Annotated in this window: 15 protein-coding genes; 9 read left to right on the top strand and 6 right to left on the bottom strand. The window is 69.8% G+C overall.

Annotated elements, in window-relative coordinates; all coding sequences use genetic code 11:
- Nucleotides 1-94: 94 nt before the first annotated feature.
- Entirely contained in the window at nucleotides 95-946 is an 852-nt protein-coding gene (gene kdsA / locus MFF06_RS13180; RefSeq protein ID WP_238204541.1) for a 3-deoxy-8-phosphooctulonate synthase, read from the bottom strand.
- Between the two features lie 9 nt (nucleotides 947-955).
- The gene (locus tag MFF06_RS13175; protein WP_238204539.1) at nucleotides 956-1,447 is read right to left on the bottom strand and encodes a hypothetical protein; all 492 of its coding nucleotides are present in this window, start codon (nucleotides 1,445-1,447) and stop codon (nucleotides 956-958) included.
- Between the two features lie 140 nt (nucleotides 1,448-1,587).
- Here MFF06_RS13175 and MFF06_RS13170 point away from each other — a divergent pair, with 140 nt between their 5' ends.
- The gene (locus MFF06_RS13170) at nucleotides 1,588-2,586 is read left to right on the top strand and encodes an alpha/beta fold hydrolase (protein ID WP_238204537.1); all 999 of its coding nucleotides are present in this window, start codon (nucleotides 1,588-1,590) and stop codon (nucleotides 2,584-2,586) included.
- 148 nt (nucleotides 2,587-2,734) lie between these two features.
- On the opposite strand, the gene MFF06_RS13165 is transcribed toward MFF06_RS13170, so the two are convergent.
- Complete coding sequence (locus tag MFF06_RS13165; RefSeq protein WP_238204536.1) at nucleotides 2,735-3,910, bottom strand: amidinotransferase; 1,176 nt, start codon at nucleotides 3,908-3,910, stop codon at nucleotides 2,735-2,737.
- Nucleotides 3,911-4,123: 213 nt separating this feature from the next.
- Between MFF06_RS13165 and MFF06_RS13160 the strand changes: the two genes are divergently transcribed.
- The 5 genes from MFF06_RS13160 (at nucleotide 4,124) to hpnK (ending at nucleotide 9,529) form a co-directional block, all read left to right on the top strand.
- Nucleotides 4,124-5,230: an HpnL family protein gene (locus MFF06_RS13160; protein WP_238204535.1), complete on the top strand. Its 1,107-nt coding sequence runs from the start codon at nucleotides 4,124-4,126 to the stop codon at nucleotides 5,228-5,230.
- Nucleotides 5,221-5,829, top strand: coding sequence for an MlaC/ttg2D family ABC transporter substrate-binding protein (locus MFF06_RS13155; protein WP_238204534.1), 609 nt, complete (start codon nucleotides 5,221-5,223; stop codon nucleotides 5,827-5,829). The genes MFF06_RS13160 and MFF06_RS13155 overlap by 10 nt, the downstream gene beginning before the upstream one ends.
- Nucleotides 5,830-5,881: 52 nt before the next feature.
- Nucleotides 5,882-7,090 (top strand): bacteriohopanetetrol glucosamine biosynthesis glycosyltransferase HpnI, encoded by a 1,209-nt coding sequence (hpnI, locus tag MFF06_RS13150; protein WP_238204533.1) that lies wholly within the window; start codon nucleotides 5,882-5,884, stop codon nucleotides 7,088-7,090.
- Between the two features lie 45 nt (nucleotides 7,091-7,135).
- Nucleotides 7,136-8,569, top strand: a complete 1,434-nt coding sequence (gene hpnJ, locus MFF06_RS13145; protein WP_238204532.1) for a hopanoid biosynthesis associated radical SAM protein HpnJ — start codon at nucleotides 7,136-7,138, stop codon at nucleotides 8,567-8,569.
- A gap of 126 nt (nucleotides 8,570-8,695) precedes the next feature.
- Nucleotides 8,696-9,529 carry a hopanoid biosynthesis-associated protein HpnK gene (gene hpnK, locus MFF06_RS13140; RefSeq protein ID WP_238204592.1) on the top strand — a complete coding sequence of 278 codons (834 nt, stop codon included), beginning with the start codon at nucleotides 8,696-8,698 and terminating at the stop codon, nucleotides 9,527-9,529.
- Nucleotides 9,530-9,651: 122 nt separating this feature from the next.
- On the opposite strand, the gene MFF06_RS13135 is transcribed toward hpnK, so the two are convergent.
- Nucleotides 9,652-12,315 carry an MMPL family transporter gene (locus MFF06_RS13135; RefSeq protein WP_238204531.1) on the bottom strand — a complete coding sequence of 888 codons (2,664 nt, stop codon included), beginning with the start codon at nucleotides 12,313-12,315 and terminating at the stop codon, nucleotides 9,652-9,654.
- 539 nt (nucleotides 12,316-12,854) lie between these two features.
- Between MFF06_RS13135 and hpnH the strand changes: the two genes are divergently transcribed.
- The gene (hpnH, locus tag MFF06_RS13130) at nucleotides 12,855-14,018 is read left to right on the top strand and encodes an adenosyl-hopene transferase HpnH (protein ID WP_238204529.1); all 1,164 of its coding nucleotides are present in this window, start codon (nucleotides 12,855-12,857) and stop codon (nucleotides 14,016-14,018) included.
- Between the two features lie 348 nt (nucleotides 14,019-14,366).
- Here hpnH and MFF06_RS13125 read toward each other — a convergent pair whose 3' ends face one another.
- Nucleotides 14,367-14,567, bottom strand: a complete 201-nt coding sequence (locus tag MFF06_RS13125; protein WP_238204527.1) for a hypothetical protein — start codon at nucleotides 14,565-14,567, stop codon at nucleotides 14,367-14,369.
- On the bottom strand, nucleotides 14,564-15,616 hold the full coding sequence (locus tag MFF06_RS13120; protein ID WP_238204525.1) for a hydantoinase/oxoprolinase family protein: 1,053 nt from the start codon (nucleotides 15,614-15,616) through the stop codon (nucleotides 14,564-14,566). Before MFF06_RS13120 ends, MFF06_RS13125 begins: the two co-directional genes overlap by 4 nt.
- 6 nt (nucleotides 15,617-15,622) lie before the next feature.
- Here MFF06_RS13120 and MFF06_RS13115 point away from each other — a divergent pair, with 6 nt between their 5' ends.
- Nucleotides 15,623-16,351 carry a HisA/HisF-related TIM barrel protein gene (locus MFF06_RS13115; protein ID WP_238204522.1) on the top strand — a complete coding sequence of 243 codons (729 nt, stop codon included), beginning with the start codon at nucleotides 15,623-15,625 and terminating at the stop codon, nucleotides 16,349-16,351.
- Nucleotides 16,352-16,427: 76 nt separating this feature from the next.
- Entirely contained in the window at nucleotides 16,428-17,030 is a 603-nt protein-coding gene (leuD, locus tag MFF06_RS13110) for a 3-isopropylmalate dehydratase small subunit (RefSeq protein ID WP_238204513.1), read from the top strand.
- Nucleotides 17,031-17,041 lie beyond the last annotated feature (11 nt).

Genomic DNA, 17,041 nt, shown 5'->3' with positions numbered 1-17,041 from the left:
CCTTGGTGGGGTCCAGGGGCAAGGCCCCTGGGTCTTGCAGGGCGCCGCCCTGCACCCGCCAGAGGGCTTGCCCTCTGGACACGCAGACCTGGCGTCAGCCCTTCCGGCGCTTGGCGAGTTTATCGAAGGCGATCAGCTCTTCGAGGAGCGCCGGCATGTCCTTCAGCGCCACCATGTTGGGGCCGTCGGAGGGGGCGCGGTCGGGGTCGGGGTGCGTCTCGATGAAGACGCCCGCCACGCCCACCGCCACCGCCGCCCGCGCGAGCACGGCGACGAATTCCCGCTGGCCGCCGGAGCTGGCGCCCTGGCCACCCGGCTGCTGCACGGAGTGGGTCGCATCGAACACCACGGGCGCGCCACCGGTGACCGAGGCCATGATCGGCAGGCTGCGCATGTCCGAGACGAGGGTGTTGTAGCCGAAGGAGGCGCCCCGTTCCGTGACGATGACGTTGGGGTTGCCGGCCTCCGTCACCTTGGCGGCGACGTGCTTCATGTCCCAGGGGGCGAGGAACTGCCCCTTCTTCACGTTCACCGCCCGGCCCGTGGCGGCAGCGGCGAGCAGCAGGTCGGTCTGGCGGCAGAGGAAGGCGGGGATCTGCAGGATGTCCACCGCCTCCGCCACCGCCGCGCATTGGTCCGCATCGTGGACATCGGTGAGGACGGGGAGCCCCAGGCTCTCACGGATCTCGGCGAAGATCGGCAGCGCACCGGCGAGGCCGATGCCGCGGGCGGCGGTGCCGGAGGTGCGGTTCGCCTTGTCGAAGGACGACTTGAACACCAGTCCGATCCCGAGCCCGGCCGCCAGCTCCTTGAGGGCGGCGGCGATCTCCAGCCCGTGGCTGCGGCTCTCCAGCTGGCAGGGGCCGGCGATGAGCGCCAGCGGCAGGTGGTTGGCGAAGGCGGTGTCGCGCACGCGTACCACGGCGCCGGGATCTGGCTGAGACATGGGGCGGATCTAGCCCGCGCGGCGGCGATGCGAAAGCCCGATCACCGGTTTGGCCGGCACCACCCGGCAGACGGTCAGGTCCCCGGCGAGCGCATCCGTGCGCGGCCCGGTCTCGCATTGCATGAGCGTCGGCCCGGTGCCGCCCCGCCGGGGGGCGTCGGCGAGCAGGCTGTCCTGATGGAGGGTGAGGGCCAGCACCTCGGCCTCGGCCGCATCCGCCCCGGTCAGCGCCCGCGCCGCAAGGCCGACGAGGGCGAAGTAGGCTCTGGCGGGTTCGCGATCCAGGGACGCCAGGGTGATCCGCGCCGGGTTGCGGCAATCGAGGCTCATGCGCTCGGCATCCTGCGCCCGGAACACCGCGTAGGCCCCCGTCCGCCCGGCGAGCGAGGCGCCGGTCACGCGGATGACCTTCGCGGTCAGGACATCGCAAGGGTCGGCCGCCGCCGCCGGGGTGGCGAGGCCCAGGCCCATCAGGCAGGCGGCGAAAAGGGAGCGGGGCATCGGGGGCGTCCTGCGCGGAGGGGACCAGCATACTGGACGAAGCGGCCCCGTGCACGATGTCGGTAGCGTTCGTCTACCGCCGACCGCCGCCGTCCTCGCTCCCGCGACGACGCCGTGGCAACCCCGTCCCCGAGGCCCCTATGTCGCGTCCCGCCCTCGCCCTCACCCTGCTCCTCGCCGCGACGATGCCCGGATGGGCCGACCCCGCCCCGGCCTACGGCCCCGAACTCGAGGGCTACGCCTACCCCTTTCCGGTGGAGCGGTTCACCTTCACGTCCCAGCGCCAGCCCCTGCAGATGGCCTATCTCGACGTGAGGCCGGAGACGCCGAACGGGCGCACGGCGGTGCTGCTCCACGGCAAGAATTTCTGCGCGGCCACCTGGGAGGGCCAGATCCGGGCGCTGACGGGGGCCGGCTACCGGGTGATCGCCCCGGATCAGATCGGTTTCTGCAAGTCGAGCAAGCCCGCCGCCTACCAGTTCACCTTCCGGCAACTGGCTGAGAACACCCACGCCCTGCTGGAGAAGCTCGGCGTGACGCGGCCAGTGATCGTCGGGCATTCGACGGGCGGGATGCTCGCCGCCCACTACGCCCTGCTCTATCCGAAGGAGGTGGAGCAGCTGGTGATGGTGAACCCGATCGGGCTGGAGGATTGGAGCGCCAAGGGCCTTCCGCCGGTCTCCCTCGACCAGTGGTACCAGCGCGACCTCAAGACGAGCGCGGACTCGATCCGCGCCTACGAGACCGCGACCTACTATGCCGGCCATTGGGAGGCCCGCTACGAGCCCTGGGTCGAGATGCTCGCCGGGCTCTACCGGGGACCGGGCAAGGAGGCGGTCGCCTGGGACTCTGCGCTGCTCTACGACATGATCGTCACGCAGCCGGTGGTCTATCGCTTCCCGCAGATCGCGGTGCCGACCCTGCTGATCATCGGCCAGAAGGACAACACCGCCATCGGCAAGGACATGGTCCCCGCCGACCGGCGCGCCACGCTCGGGAACTACCCCGAACTCGGCAAGGCCGCAGCGAAGGCCATCCCCGGCGCGAGGCTGGTGGAATTCCCCAATTCCGGCCACGCGCCGCAGATGTCGGAGCCGGAGGCGTTCAACGCCGCGCTGATCGAGGGAATCGGGCGGTAGCGAGGCTATTCTCCTGCCCCTCCCCGTTGTCCCCCTCCCCCTTGCGGGGAGGGGTTAGGGATGGGGGTGGCGCAGAAGGCACCGCTGCGAACTCTCCGGCATCACCTCCACCCCCTGCCCCTCCCCGCAAGGGGGAGGGGAGAGGCTCCTAGAAGTACGACTGCAGCACTCCGCGGCGCCGCACGTCGAGGGTGGCGCAGTGGAACGAGCCGCCGAAGGGGCCGTAGCTGAGGAAGGGCGCCGGGATCGGGTCGAAGCCCCAGTCCTTGAGGGCCTTGATCAGCGTCGGCTGGCTCTGGTCCACGACGATCTTCTTCTCGGTGATGGCGAGCACGTTGATCGAGGTCCAGGGCGAGCACATCGAGATCTTGCTCATGAAGCCCTCGACCGGGTCGGGGCGCGGGGCGACGAGGACGTCCCACTTCTTGAGCACGGCCGGCAGGCGCTCGATATCGACGTAGTCCGGGTTCACCAGCACCTTGCCCGGCGCCAGAGGCATGAAGGACGAGTCGATGTGCATGGGCTGCGGGCAGCGGCTCTCGATCTCGTGGATGCGGAAGCCGGAGCCGAGGTGGCGGCGCAGCCACTCGATGCCCATGAGGTTCGTGACGTTCGAGCGGGTGACGAACAGGTCGCGGCCGCAGCGCACGAAGTCGGCCGCGTCGAAGACCGGCTCGAACTCGTTGACCGTGAACTGCATCGGCTCGCCGGCCTTCAGGTTCGGCACCCGGTAGTCGTAGTTATACAGGTCGTCGGTCAATTGGGGCCGCGGGGCCGAGGTCCAGCGGGCGCCGTTCCGGAAGTACTCCTTGAACAGCGAGCGGTAGGCGTCACCCTCGAAGTAGCGCGAGCGCCAGCACATCGGGCTCTCGATGATCTCGTCGCCGATGACGAGGTACGGGTCGCGCGGGCAGGCGACGCAGAAGCCCCGGGAAGTCCAGCGGGGCGCCTTGAACTTCTTCGAGAAGTCCACCGGATCGGGCCGGCGGACCTTCACGCCCTCGCCCGCGAGGATCCCGATGAAGTTGTCCAGCTCCTGCTGGGCCAGCTTCTTCATGAACTTCGGGTACTTCCAGCCGGAGGCGAGGCGGTAGAACGGCTGCGCCGCCCGGGGAAGGTTGAAGATGACCGTGAGGTGGTGCGTCGGGATCGTGGCCCCTTCGAGGGAGCCGACGATCACCTCCTCCAGCGGGTCCCATTCGTTCCACGCCATGACCGGCGAGCGCGGGGAAGGGATGGCGGGTTCGCGCTGGCCTGCGAAACCGTCGGCACGCAACGTGTCGTCCACGGCCTCGGCGGCCGTGATGGGTGATTCGCGGTCCATGACGTGTGGTCCTTCTGCGACGTTCAGCGGTCTCTCGAATGGGGTGCCGAGCACCCCCGCCGCTTTGCCCCTCGGTGTAGCAAACGGGTGATAGACAGGGCTCATCCATGCTGCAACGTGACGGAAGTGCTTGTCGGGGTCGTTCGGACCTATTTCCGCCGCGACCGTGACCGATTTCCCGCATCAAGCCATTTGCGAGCTTGAAAGACGAAGATGAAGCGTCTCACGACACTGGCCTCGATTGCCGGTCTCTGCACGGTCGTGGGCCTGTTCGCGTCCTCCGGGCTGGAGGACGTGTCGGCCGCCGTGGTCAGCGCCGGATGGGGCGCGCTCCTCGTCGTGCTCGCACGATTCGTGGCGGTCGCCTGGGCGGGGTTCGGCTGGCACGTCGTGTTCCCGGCGGGCCCCCGGCCGCGCCTGCGCGACTGCATCTCCCTGCGCTTCGTGCGCGAGGGCATCAACACGCTGCTGCCCGTGGCGACGGTGGGGGGTGACTTCGTGGGCGCCCGCCTGCTCGCCAAGCGCGGCGTGCCGGGCGCGCTCGCCGGCGCGAGCATGTTCGTCGACCTGATGACCCAGGCGGTGACGCAGCTTCTCTTCACGATCCTCGGCCTCGGCCTGCTGGTCTGGCTCGACGGCGACGGGCCGGTGGCCCGCACCGTCGGCGGGGGTGTGGCCCTGGCCATTCCGGCGCTGGCCGCCTTCTACCTGATCCAGCGCAGGGCCGGTCACCGGGTCATCCAGGCCCTGCTGTCCCGGTTCGCCTCCGGCCGCGAGTGGCGGGCGCTCGGCGCCATCGACCAGCTCTACGACAGCCTGCGCCGCCTCTACGGTGCGAAGGGCCGGGTCACGGCGGCGATCGCCATCCATTTCGGAGGCTGGATCGTCGGCACCCTCGAAGTCTACCTGTGCTTGCACTTCATGGGCTATCCCGTTGATTTCATGCAGGCCCTCGTGATCGAGAGCCTTGCCCAGGCTGTCCGTGGCGCGGCCTTCGCCGTGCCCGGAGCCCTCGGCGCGCAGGAGGGCGGCCTCATCGCCCTGTGCGGCCTGTTCGGCATCCCCGCCGAGGCGGCGCTTGCCCTCTCCCTCGTCAAGCGCTTCGCCGATCTCGGCGTCGGCCTGCCGAGCCTGCTCCTGTGGCACCGGATCGAGTCCCGCCTGCGGGCGAGCGGCGAGGAGGAGGCCGGGCCCGAGCGGGAGGAGGCCGTCCCGCCGGGTCGGCGGCCGCCCCCGGCAACCCTGGGCCCGTTCTACAGCTACGCCCCGCCGCGCATGGTCGCCCGGATGGACGACAAGGAGTTGAAGAAGTGCGCCTGATTCGCCACTTCGCCGCCGCATTCCTGCTGGTTCCCGTCCTCGCCGCGCCCGCCCGGGCCGGCGACGAGGCAGCGATCAAGACCGTCGGCGACCTCTACGCCACCTTCTCGGGCGCGGTGAAGGATGGCGCGGGGCCCCTCCCCGCGCGGGTGGAGGTGCTCGGCCCCGCCCTCGACAGGGCCTTCGACTTTCCCGCCATGGCCCGCATCGCCGTCGGGTCCAAGTGGGGCGGCTTCACCTCCGAGCAGCAGGCGGCGGTGATCGCGGCCTTCAAGCGCAGCCTGAACGTCACCTATGCCAGCCGCCTCGGCCGGGCGGCGGGGGGCAAGTTCGAAGTGACGCCCAAGGTGGAGACGCGCGGTGCCCAGCGCGTCGTGCCGACCACGGTGACCGCCGCCGACGGCGACGACTCGCAGGTCGACTTCGTGGTCAACGGCGACGACAAGGTGCAGGACGTGCTCCTGAACGGCGACGTCAGCGAACTCGCCGCCCAGCGGACGATCCTGTCGAAGCCCCTGGCCAGCGGCGGCGCCGACGCCGTGGTCAAGTTCCTGAACGAGCGCGCCGACGGCATGCTCGCCGCCAAACCGGCCCAATAGGCCGACGCCCCTCAGCCGCGGTCGGCGGCCGGACATCTCACGGACCCGACGGATGGATTGGACCTCCCTGGCGTCGCAGGCGCTGCTCTGGCTGTCACCGCTCTGCCTCGTGATCGCCGGCGCGGGCTGCCTCTACGGGTTGGCGGCGGCCCTGTTCGTCACCCGTTACGGCAGCCGCCGTGCCCCTGCCCTGCCGGCCGGGATCGCCCCCCCGGCGGTGACGGTGCTGAAGCCCCTCTGCGGGATGGAGCCGAACCTCTACGAGAACCTCGAGACGGTGATCCGGCAGGATTACGCGGGCGCGGTGCAGATCGTCTTCGGCGTGCAGAACACCGCCGATCCGGCCATCGGCGTGGTGCACGCCCTCCGCGCGGCCTACCCGGACGCGCGGATCGACCTCGTGGTGGACGGGCGGCAGCACGGGTCGAACCGCAAGGTTTCGAACCTCATCAACATGGCCGAGGCGATCGCCCATCCGGTGATCGTGCTGGCCGACAGCGACATGGTGGTGGAGCCGGACTACCTCGCCCGCCTCGTGGCCGAACTGGCGCAGCCGGGCGTGACAGGCGTCACCTGCCTGTACCACGGGGTGCCCGCCTTCCGCGGCCCCATCGGCCAGCTCGCCGCCCTGGCGATCGACGTGCAGTTCCTGCCGAACGTGGTGATGGGCGTGAGCCTCGGCCTCGCCAAGCCGTGCTTCGGCTCGACGGTGGCCTTCACGCGGGCGAGCCTCGACGCGATGGGCGGCTTCCGCCGGTTCCGCAACGACCTCGCGGACGACTACGCCGTGGGCGCGGCCCTGCGCGACCTCGGCGGGCGGGTGGTGATCCCGAGCTTCACCATCGGCCATACCTGCGTCGACACCGAGGTATCCGGCCTGTGGCGCCACGAACTGCGCTGGAACCGGACGATCCGCACCGTCGATCCGGCGGGCTATGCCGGCTCGGTCGTGACCCACGCCTTCCCAATCGCCCTGATCGGCGCCCTGCTGCCCGGGGCCGGCACGGCGGCCCTCGGCATGGCCGCCCTGGCCCTGGCCTGCCGCGCCCTGCTCTGCCGCCAGGTGGAGCGGGCCTTCGGCCTGCCCTCCCACGCCACGTGGCTGTTGCCGATTCGCGACATCCTCTCCTTCTTGAACTTCTCCTGTGCCTTTCTATCGGGGGCGGTGACATGGAAAGGTCACGATTATCACGTGGTTGCGGATGGCACGCTGATCCCCGACGCGGACCTCGGCCGAGACGCCGAAGCCCCGACCGCCTGATCCCCCTTTTCGCACCTCCGGCACTGCACTGAGGCCTTGAACCCCATGCGCACGCTTTTCCTCCAGGCCCCCACCTTCGACGGCTTCGACGGCGGCGCGGGCTCCCGCTACCAGGCCAAGCGCGAGATCAAGTCGTTCTGGTACCCGACCTGGCTCGCCCAGCCGGCCGCCCTGGTGCCGAACTCCAAGCTGATCGACGCGCCCCCGCACAACATCAAGCTGTCCGAGATCGTGGCCCAGGCCAATGACTTCGACCTCGTGGTGCTCCACACCTCGGTCCCGTCCTTCAAGTCGGACGTGAAGACCATCGAGGCGATGAAGGCCGCCAACCCGAAGCTGATCGCCGGGCTGATCGGCGCCAAGGTGGCCGTGGACGCGGCCGGCGCCATGGCCCAGGCTCCGGTGGTCGATTTCTGCGCCCGCAACGAGTTCGACTTCACGGTCAAGGAGGTCGCCGAGGGCGTGCCGATGGCACAGATCAAGGGTCTGTCCTATCGCGATGCCAACGGCACCGTGGTCCATAACGAGGACCGCGAGATCATGACCGACATGGACCAGCTGCCCTTCGTCACCAGCGTCTACAAGCGCGACCTGGAGATGGAGAAGTACTTCATCGGCTACCTGAAGCACCCCTACATCTCGTTCTACTCCGGCCGGGGCTGCAAGAGCCGCTGCACCTTCTGCCTGTGGCCGCAGACGGTGGGCGGGCACACCTACCGGACCCGCTCGGTCGCCCACGTGATCGAGGAGATCAAGTACTGCCTGAAGGAGTTCCCCCAGACCAAGGAGTTCTTCTTCGACGACGACACCTTCACCGACAACCTGCCCCGCGCCGAGGAGATCGCCCGCGAGCTCGGCAAGCTCGGCGTGACGTGGTCGTGCAATGCCAAGGCGAACGTGCCCCGCGAGACCCTGAAGGTCCTCAAGGAGAACGGCCTGCGCCTCCTCCTCGTCGGCTACGAGTCGGGCAACCAGCAGATCCTGCACAACATCAAGAAGGGCATGCGCGTCGAGGTGGCCGAGAAGTTCACCAAGGATTGCCACGACCTCGGCATCGCCATCCACGGCACCTTCATCCTCGGCCTGCCGGGCGAGACGAAGGAGACGATCCAGGAGACGATCGACTTCGCCAAGCGGATCAACCCGCACACGATCCAGGTCTCGCTGGCGGCGCCCTACCCCGGCACCTTCCTCTACAAGCAGGCCGTGGAGAACGGCTGGCTCGACGTGGAGAACGCCGAGCTCGTGGACGAGAACGGGGTGCAGGTCGCCCCGCTGCACTACCCGCATCTGTCGCACACCGAGATCTTCACCTCGGTGGAGGAGTTCTACAAGAAGTTCTACTTCCGCGCGCCGAAGATCGCCTCCATCGTCTCGGAGATGGTGCGCTCGCCCGACATGATGAAGCGCCGCCTGCGCGAGGGTGTGGAGTTCTACCGCTTCCTCAAGGAGCGCCAGGGCACCGCCAAGGCCGCGTAAGTCCTGGGGGTCCGGGGCCTCGAGGCCCCGGCGGGGAGTGCGGGGCTGCGCCCCGCATCGTCCCAGGGCGCCGCCCTGGACCCGCGAGAGGGCTTTGCCCTCTCGACACCCATGACCGAGGGTACTGTGAAGCGTCTCGTTGTTACCGCCGATGATTTCGGGCTGAGCCCCGAGGTCAACGAGGCCGTCGAGCAGGCGCACCGGGAGGGCATCCTCACCGCCGCCAGCCTGATGGTCTCGGCTCCCGCCGCCGCCGATGCGGTGGCGCGGGCCCGTCGGCTGCCGTCGCTCCGGGTGGGCCTCCATCTCGTCCTCGTCGAGGCGTGGCCGACCCTGCCGCCGGCCGAGCTGCCGGACCTCGCCGGGCCGGACGGCCTGCTCCGGGCCGACATGGCGGGGCTCGGCCTCGACCTCGCCCGCCGCGCGGGCGCCCGGCGTCAGCTCGCCGCCGAGCTCACGGCGCAGTTCGAGGCGTACCGGGCCACCGGCCTGCCCCTCGACCACGTCAACGCCCACAAGCATTTCCACGTCCACCCGCTGATCGCGGGGGCGGTGCTGCGGATCGGCCGCCGCTACGGGATGCGCGCCCTGCGGGTGCCCCGGGAGCCGAGGGACGTCCTGCGCCGCGCCGAGCCCGGCGCCCGGCCCCGCGCCGCCCTCGACAGCGCGCCCTGGGCCGCCCTCCTCGCGCTCCGCGCCCGGCGGGCGGGCCTGCTGATCCCGGACCGGACGCTCGGCCTCGCGTGGTCCGGCGCGATGACGCCGCCGCGGGTCGCCGGGCTCCTCGCCCACCTGCCGGACGGCCTCACCGAACTCTACACCCACCCCGCCACCGGCGGCGGCTTTCCCTGCGAGGCGCCGGGCTATCTCTACGCCGAGGAGCGCGACGCGCTGATCGCGCCCGCGAGCCTTGCAGCGGCAGCGGGCGTGGCGAGGGGTGGGTTCTCGGACTTCTCGTAGTTCTCGCCGCCGGTGCGAGCGCCGCGACGCGATCCAGGACAGGGAGACGCCTCACGACGAGGCGCCGACCCTGGATTGCTTCGCTCCGCTCGCAACGACGGATGACGGTTCCGAGAATTCGACTACTTCACCGCCACCGTCTCGGCCTTGCGCTGGCCGAGGAGCGGGCTCTTGCCGGCGGCCTCGCCCTCGGGGCGGTTCCGGTCGGGCTGGGCCGGGGGCTCGCCCAGGGTGGCGGGGACCACGAAGAAGGCCGCGAGCAGGGTGAAGAACAGCGAGAGCGCCAGCAGCTCACCCATGCTGGCCGTGCCCGGATGGCTCGACAGGACGAGGGAGCCGAAGGCGCTGCCCGTGGTCATGGCGGAGAAGAAGATCGCACGGGTCAGGCTGGAGGCCAGCATGTCCGTGACGCCTGCCCGCCACGCGATCACGTAGTAGATGTGGAAGGCGACGCCGACCGCGAGCATCAGTGGCAGGGCGATGATGTTGGCGAAGTTCAGCGGCATGCCGATGATCTTCATCGCCATCAGGGTCCACAGGGTGGCGATCACCAGCGGGCCGAGGGTCATCGCCACGTCCCAGGGCTTCCGCAGGGCGACGGAGAGGATGACGAAGATCAGCACGAGGGCGGTGATGGCCGCTTGCACGAAGGCGCCGAGGATCGTGTAGGTCGAGCGCGTGGTGGAGACCGGCGCGCCGGTGGCGTGCGGGGCGACCTTCAGCACCTCGTCGGAGAACTTGCGCAGCACCTCGTCGTCGTTGGAGTTGCCCTTCGGGTGGATCTCCACCCGGGCGCGTCCGTCGGCCGAGACCCAGTCCGCCTTCAACTGTGGCGGCAGGTTCTCGAGGGTGATCTTGGTGGGGTGGAGCAGGTCGCGCAGGCCGGAGAGCAGCGGGCCGAGATCCTTCGTGAGGGCCACCGAGGCGGCCTCCCGCTTCTGTACCGGCCCGTCCGCCAGCGCGATCAGGGTGCCCGTGAGGGTGCGGGCCGTGTCGGCCCCCGGCGTGCCGGGCTTCGCCTCGTCGGCCGTGGCCTTCAGCGCGGCGGCGGCATCCTTGAGCGCCTTGACGTTGTCCGCGTCGGTGGGCGGCGGCGGCCTGCGGGCCGGGTTCAGGACCGGATCGAGCAACTGCGCCGTGTCGGCGATCTGCGCGAGCTTCTTGTCCTGGTCCGGCGGCACGAAGGTGTCGATGCTGTTGACCGAGCTCGCCACGGGCAACGCGGCGAGCTTCTTCGACAGCTCCGGCACCGCCGCGACGTTCGGGGCCAGCACGTCGATGACGTTGGGGCTCGTCTCGGGGTTCTTGATGAGGTCGAGATAGGTGGCGATCGATTCGACCTTCGGGCTGCGCAGGTGCATCGGGTTCGAATCGAAGGGCAGCCAGTAGAGGAGCGGCATGCCCGCGAGCGTCACGAGGCCGACGGCGATCAGGATCGGCTTGCGGTTGCGGATGATCCACGGGTCGACGCCCACGAGCCACTTGGTCTCGACCGCCTGCTTCTCGCCCTTCGGCCGGAAGATGGCGATGAGCGCGGGCAGCAGCGTGAGCGAGAAGAGGTAGGCCACGATCATGCCGACGCCGGCGATGAGGCCGAGTTCGGAGACGCCGCGGAAGGCGGTGGGCAGGAAGGCGAAGAAGCCCGCGAGCAGGGACACCGCCGCCAGGGTCAGCGACCAGCCCACGCCCCGCGCCGCGGCGCGGATCGCCGCCTGCAGGGTCGGCTGCTCGTAGCGGTCCGCCCGGTAGCGCACCGAGAACTGGATGCCGAAATCGATGCCGAGGCCCACGAACAGGGCGGCGAAGGCCACCGAGATCGGGTTCAATTCGCCAACCAGCGCGAGGCCCAGCGCCGCCGTCACGATGAGCCCGGCGAAGGTGGTGATGATGACGGCGACGACCAGCGGCCCGGAGCGCAGCGCCAGCCACAGGAACAGCACGATGGCACCGACGATGATGCTGTTGTTGAGGAGCGCGTCCTCCGAGAGGGTCGCGAACTCCTCGTCCGCCACGGCGACGGGGCCGGTGAGGCGCATCCGCAGGCCGTGGGCGGCGTCGATCTTCAGGTCCCGGGCGGTCTCGCGGATCATCCGCGTCGCCTCGTAGCCCGGCTCCAGGGCGTTGAAGTCCAGCACCGGCTGGATCATCACGAATTTCAGCTTGTCGGTGACGCGGGTTTCCCCGTTCGACAGGAGCGACTGCCAGGAGAGGCGGGCGGGCTCGCCCTTCAGGACCCGCTGGAGGGTGGCGTCGATCTGCGCCATCGGCTTGTCGAGGTCGGCCAGCGTCGCGTCGCCCGATTTGACGCCCTTGGCGCCGAGCGTCAGCACCCGCATGACGCCGCGCAGCGACGGGTCGGCGGCCAGCGGCCCGAGGAGGCCCTGCTGCTGCGTAAGCTGCTCCAGGGTCTTGTCCAGTTCCGCCTGGGGCATCAGGAGCAGGCCGTTCTTCTGGAAGAACGGGCCGCCATCCGGCCGGTAGACGGTCTCGATGAGGGACTTGCGCTCCGAGAGGGTCCGCGTGAGGGCGGCGGCGGCCTCCTCGGTCTCCTCCGGCGTCTGCCCGTCGATGACGGCAACGATCAGGTTGGAGCGCTGGGGGAACGCCTTCTCGAAGGCGATCTCGTCCTGGCGCCACGGCTCCTTCGGATCGATCAGGCGCTCGACATCCGTGTTGATCTTGAACAGATGGACGCTGATCCCGACGCTCACGACGGTCATGGCCGCGATCACGGCGATCACGATCCAGCGGTAGCGGACGGAGAGCGCGACAAGTCCTTCGATCACGAGTGCCCTACCAATTCGCCCGGCGCCGGTCGCCGGTCCCCGGTGGCCGGAGCGACACGCCCCGGTCGCCACAGCCGAACCACACGGCCAGGACGGCGCGCCCGGAGGACGACCCGCCCTGGAGCCGCCGCGCCGAGGCACGCTGATGGATGGCGCGGGTGATCCCGTGCCGGACGCTCCCTTGCAGTGCGGCCGCTTGGCTCAGTAAAGAGGAGGGCGCCGGAATGCAACGCGAGCGAGCGCTGACGTATCCGTCCGGCCACAACGGTGCGTTGCCGCACCGCACACGCGACCGTGTTCCCGCCAACGGCGCCGGTGGCCGCATTCCCGTCGCATTGTGCGCGTGAAAGTCGGCAACCGTTTATGGGCCGATGCCGCGCCGTGTGTGGCGCCGTTGCGTCAGCCTTCGACGAAAGCGTTCTCGAACGATCCAGGGCCGGCAGATTGAGATCGTTCCAAGCTACGTTGCTGGAAATCGAACACTTTTCACGTTAAGCACCCCGATCGATCCGGGGTCGACAAAGCTAAGGAGCCTCAACTTGGGTATCCCCCTCCGATATGTCGCGACGATCGGCGGCTACATCCTCAAGCAGCACCTGACGGGCCGCAAACGCTACCCCCTCGTGATGATGATGGAGCCCCTGTTCCGCTGCAACCTGGCCTGCGCCGGTTGCGGCAAGATCGACTATCCCGAGGAGATCCTGAACAGGCGTCTGCCCGTGGACGAGGCGCTCGAATCCGTGCGCGAGTGCGGCGCACCGGTGGTCGTGATCGCCGGCGGCGAGCCGCTCCTGCACAAGGACCTGCCGCAGATCGTCGAGGGCATCATCGCCCAGAAGAAGTTCGCGATCGTCTGCACGAACGCGCTCCTCCTCGAAAAGAAGATCAAGGAATATAAGCCGAGCCCGTACTTCACCTGGTCAATCCATCTCGATGGCGACAAGGAGATGCACGACCAGTCGGTGTGCCAGCGCGGCGTCTACGACAAGGCGGTGGCGGCCATCGCGAAGGCCAAGGAGATGGGCTTCCGCGTTACCATCAACTGCACCTTCTTCAACAATTCCTCGCCGGAGAAGATCGCCGACTTCTTCGACAGCGTGACCCGCATGGGCATCGACGGCATCACCGTCTCCCCCGGCTACGCCTACGAGCGCGCGCCCGATCAGAAGCACTTCCTCAACCGCAAGGCGACGAAGGAGCTGTTCCGCGGCGTGTTCCGGCACGGCAAGGAGAAGGGCCGCGAGAAGTGGACCTTCCAGCAGTCGGGCCTCTTCCTCGACTTCCTGGCCGGCAACCAGACCTACCACTGCACCCCGTGGGGCAACCCGACCCGGACGGTGTTCGGCTGGCAGAAGCCCTGCTACCTCCTCGGCGAGGGCTACGCGGCGACCTTCAAGGAGCTGATGGAAACCACCGATTGGGATTCCTACGGCACCGGCAACTACGAGAAGTGCGCCGACTGCATGGTCCACTCCGGCTACGAGGCCTCCTCGGTGGTCGATTCGGTCCGCAAGCCGTGGAAGCCGGTCATCCAGATGCTGCGCGGCATCAAGACCGAGGGCGACATGGCCCCCGAGGTCAGCCTGGAGAACCAGCGCCCGGCCGAGTTCGTCTTCTCGCGCAACGTCGCGCAGAAGCTCTCCGAGATCAAAGAATCGGGCGTCGACACCAAGCAGGAAGCCCGCAAGCGCACGGCCGCGTAAGCGCCGGCCGCCGACGGACCGACGAGGGCCGCCGTGGGATGCCACGGCGGCCTTTATTTTCTCGGACACGAGACGGCATGAACCCGGCCGTGGGTCACAGGCCCCCCACCCGCTCGGGTTCTTCGCCGAGGCGTTTCACCAGAAGTGGCACAGGCCGCCACGTCTTCCCGGAAGTCGCGCAGCCCTAGATTGCTTCGCGACGCTCGCAATGACGGATCGGCCGGTAAATCTCTCCGGCCAGACGCCGAAGACTGGGCGCATCCCCGGCTGAGGCCGTTTCGACCCACCTCGGATCACTGCGCGCCCGTGAGGACGGGGTGAGATGGGGCGGCGCGGGAGCGCAGGCGGTCACGCCGCCTCGGGCGGTCCGTCGTCCTCGGGGCCGGTGGGGGAGTTGAGCAGGTCCTCCAACTCGTCCACGAGCCGGTCGATCTGATCCTCCGTGGCGAGCACCTTGAGCACCTCGCCCGTCTCCGCTTCGACCGCGAGCTCGATGTGCGGCCCCACCCGGGTCGCGAGGATGCGGGCGAGGATCTTCAGGGCGCTCATGGATGGGTGTCCTCCGCAATGAGGCCGACGGCGACGGCCGGGCCGCAGGTCGAGATCCAGGCTGCATCCCTGGAGGCGTCCGGCGCAATCCGGGGAGCGAGGCTTTCCGCGAATCCGAGGTTCGGGCGGCCCAGGCGCGCGGCGAGGCGCGCGCCCACGAAGGCGCCCGCGCCGCAGGTCACGAGGGGAGCCTCCGGCGGCATGTCGGGGCGCGAGAGCAGCGCGGCCGCCGCGTCGTGCAGGAGGCGCAGTTGCGCCTCCGCGAAGTGGCGGGCCAGCGCCGCCCACGCCTCGGGACTGCCCTCCCCCCGGTCGCGGCCGACGATCCGCGCGAGGCGCGTCTCGCACTCGGCCACCGACTTGCCCTTGCGGTCGCCGGTGCCCTGCTGGTCGGCCGCCGGCGGCAGGTCGCCGAGGATCCGGTAGGCATCGGCGATATGGGCGAAGGTCTCGGTCATCAGCCGGGTCCGGCGGCCGAGGAACGGCGCGTGGTCCGTAAGGCCGATCAGGGGCGTGCGCACCACGCCGGTATAGACGAGTTCCCCGGTCTCCAGCCGTTCGGCGTCGCTGTAGCCGGTGGCGGCGGGGCGGCCCGCGACGATGGGGATGAGGTCGGCGGTGGTGGAGCCGATATCGACGAGGAGCGCGTCGGGCACGAGCCGGCCGACGAGGGCGGCGGTGGCGTGCCAGTTGGCCGAGGCGATGGCGAAGGCGGAGCGCGGCGCCGCCTCGGGCGTCACGAAGCCGTCGCGCCCCGCGTAGATCCGCACCGGGCCTTCGAGGCGCGCGGCGGCCCAGTCCGACAGGGCGGCGACGCCGGCCGTCCGGTCCGCGAAGCAATCCGTCAACTCGCCGGTCATCGTCACCGCGTGGGAGGCCTCCTCCCGCGCCCAGTCGGGCATGATCTCAAGGGCCGAATCGAGGGCGGAGACCCCCTGCCAGAGGGGGCACGGCACCTGGACGGCGGCGGCGATCCGGCCGTCGCGAATTAGAGCGGCCTTGACGTGGACCCCGCCGAGGTCCCACCCGATGGTTTTTGGGATCGACATGCGCGGATGACGGGCTTCGACGTCTCGGGGAAGGGAGCCGGCACCCCCGGCTTCGCGGTGATTCCGGTGCTGGACCTGCGCGGCGGGCGCGTGGTCCGCGCACGCCGGGGCGAGCGGGACTCCTATGCCCCGATCGAGACGCCCTTGGCAAAGGGCTCGGCGCCGGAAAGCGTCGCGGCGGGGTTGCTGGCCGCGTGGCCCGCGCGGCGCCTTTACATCGCCGACCTCGACGCGATCATTGACGGGCGCCCCCCCGATCGCGCCGCCCTGCGCGCCATCGCGGCGGCCTGCCCCGGTGTGGAGCTGTGGGTCGATGCGGGCTTTTCCGCCCTGGCCGCGACGGAGGATTTCCTGGGGACCGGCCTCGGGCGGCCGGTGCTCGGCACCGAGAGCCAGAGCGACGAGCGACTCGTGGCGGCGCTGAGCGACCGGGCCGTCCTGTCCCTCGACTCGAAGGGCGACGCGCGGCTAGGGCCGCCGGTCCTGCACGAGGATCCCACGCTCTGGCCGCGGGACGTCATCGTGATGACCCTCGCCCGCGTCGGGGCCGGGGCCGGACCGGACCTCTCCGCCCTCGCCGCCATTCGGGCCATGGCGCCCGGCACTCGCATCCACGCCGCCGGAGGCGTGCGCGGCCCGGAGGATCTGCGCGCCCTGGCGACGGCGGGGCTCGCCGGGGTCCTCGTGGCCTCCGCGCTCCACGACGGGACGCTGCGCCGACCATTGGAGCCCTGACCGGACCGCCGCTTCCGGCCCGGCGACGGGGCTGCTAAACCGCCTTCATTCCAGATCGCCGGGACGCGAAGAGACGATGGACAAGTTCACCACCCTGGAGGGCGTCGCGGCGCCCCTGCGGACGATCAACGTCGACACCGACCGGATCATCCCCGCCAAGTTTCTCAAGACCATCAAGCGCACCGGGCTGGGCAAGAGTCTGTTCGCCGAGATGCGCTACCGGGAGGACGGATCCGAGAACCCGGATTTCGTGCTCAACCAGCCGGCATACCGCCACGCCAAGATCCTCGTGGTCGGCGACAATTTCGGCTGCGGCTCGTCGCGCGAGCACGCGCCCTGGGCGCTGGCCGATTTCGGCATCCGCTGCGTGATCTCCACGAGCTTCGCCGACATCTTCTTCAACAACTGCGCGAAGAACGGCATCCTGGCGATCGTCGTCGCGCCGGAGGATCTGGAGAAGCTGTTCGAGGATGCCGAGCGCGGTGCCAACGCCACCCTCTCGGTCGATCTGGAATCCCAGACGATCCGCGGGCCGGACGGCGGCACCCTGCACTTCGACATCGACGAGGGCCGCAAGCACAACCTGCTGAACGGTCTCGACGAGATCGGCCTGACGCTGGCGCGCGGCCAAGCCATCGACGCCTACGAGCAGAAGCTCGCGCAGCGCGAATGGGCCTGAGTCGGGACTTC

It is taken from the genome of Methylobacterium aerolatum (genome assembly GCF_022179085.1).
Lineage (GTDB): Bacteria > Pseudomonadota > Alphaproteobacteria > Rhizobiales > Beijerinckiaceae > Methylobacterium > Methylobacterium aerolatum.
Note: the sequence above shows the minus strand (reverse complement) of the source record. Positions and strands in the feature narration are given on the sequence as shown.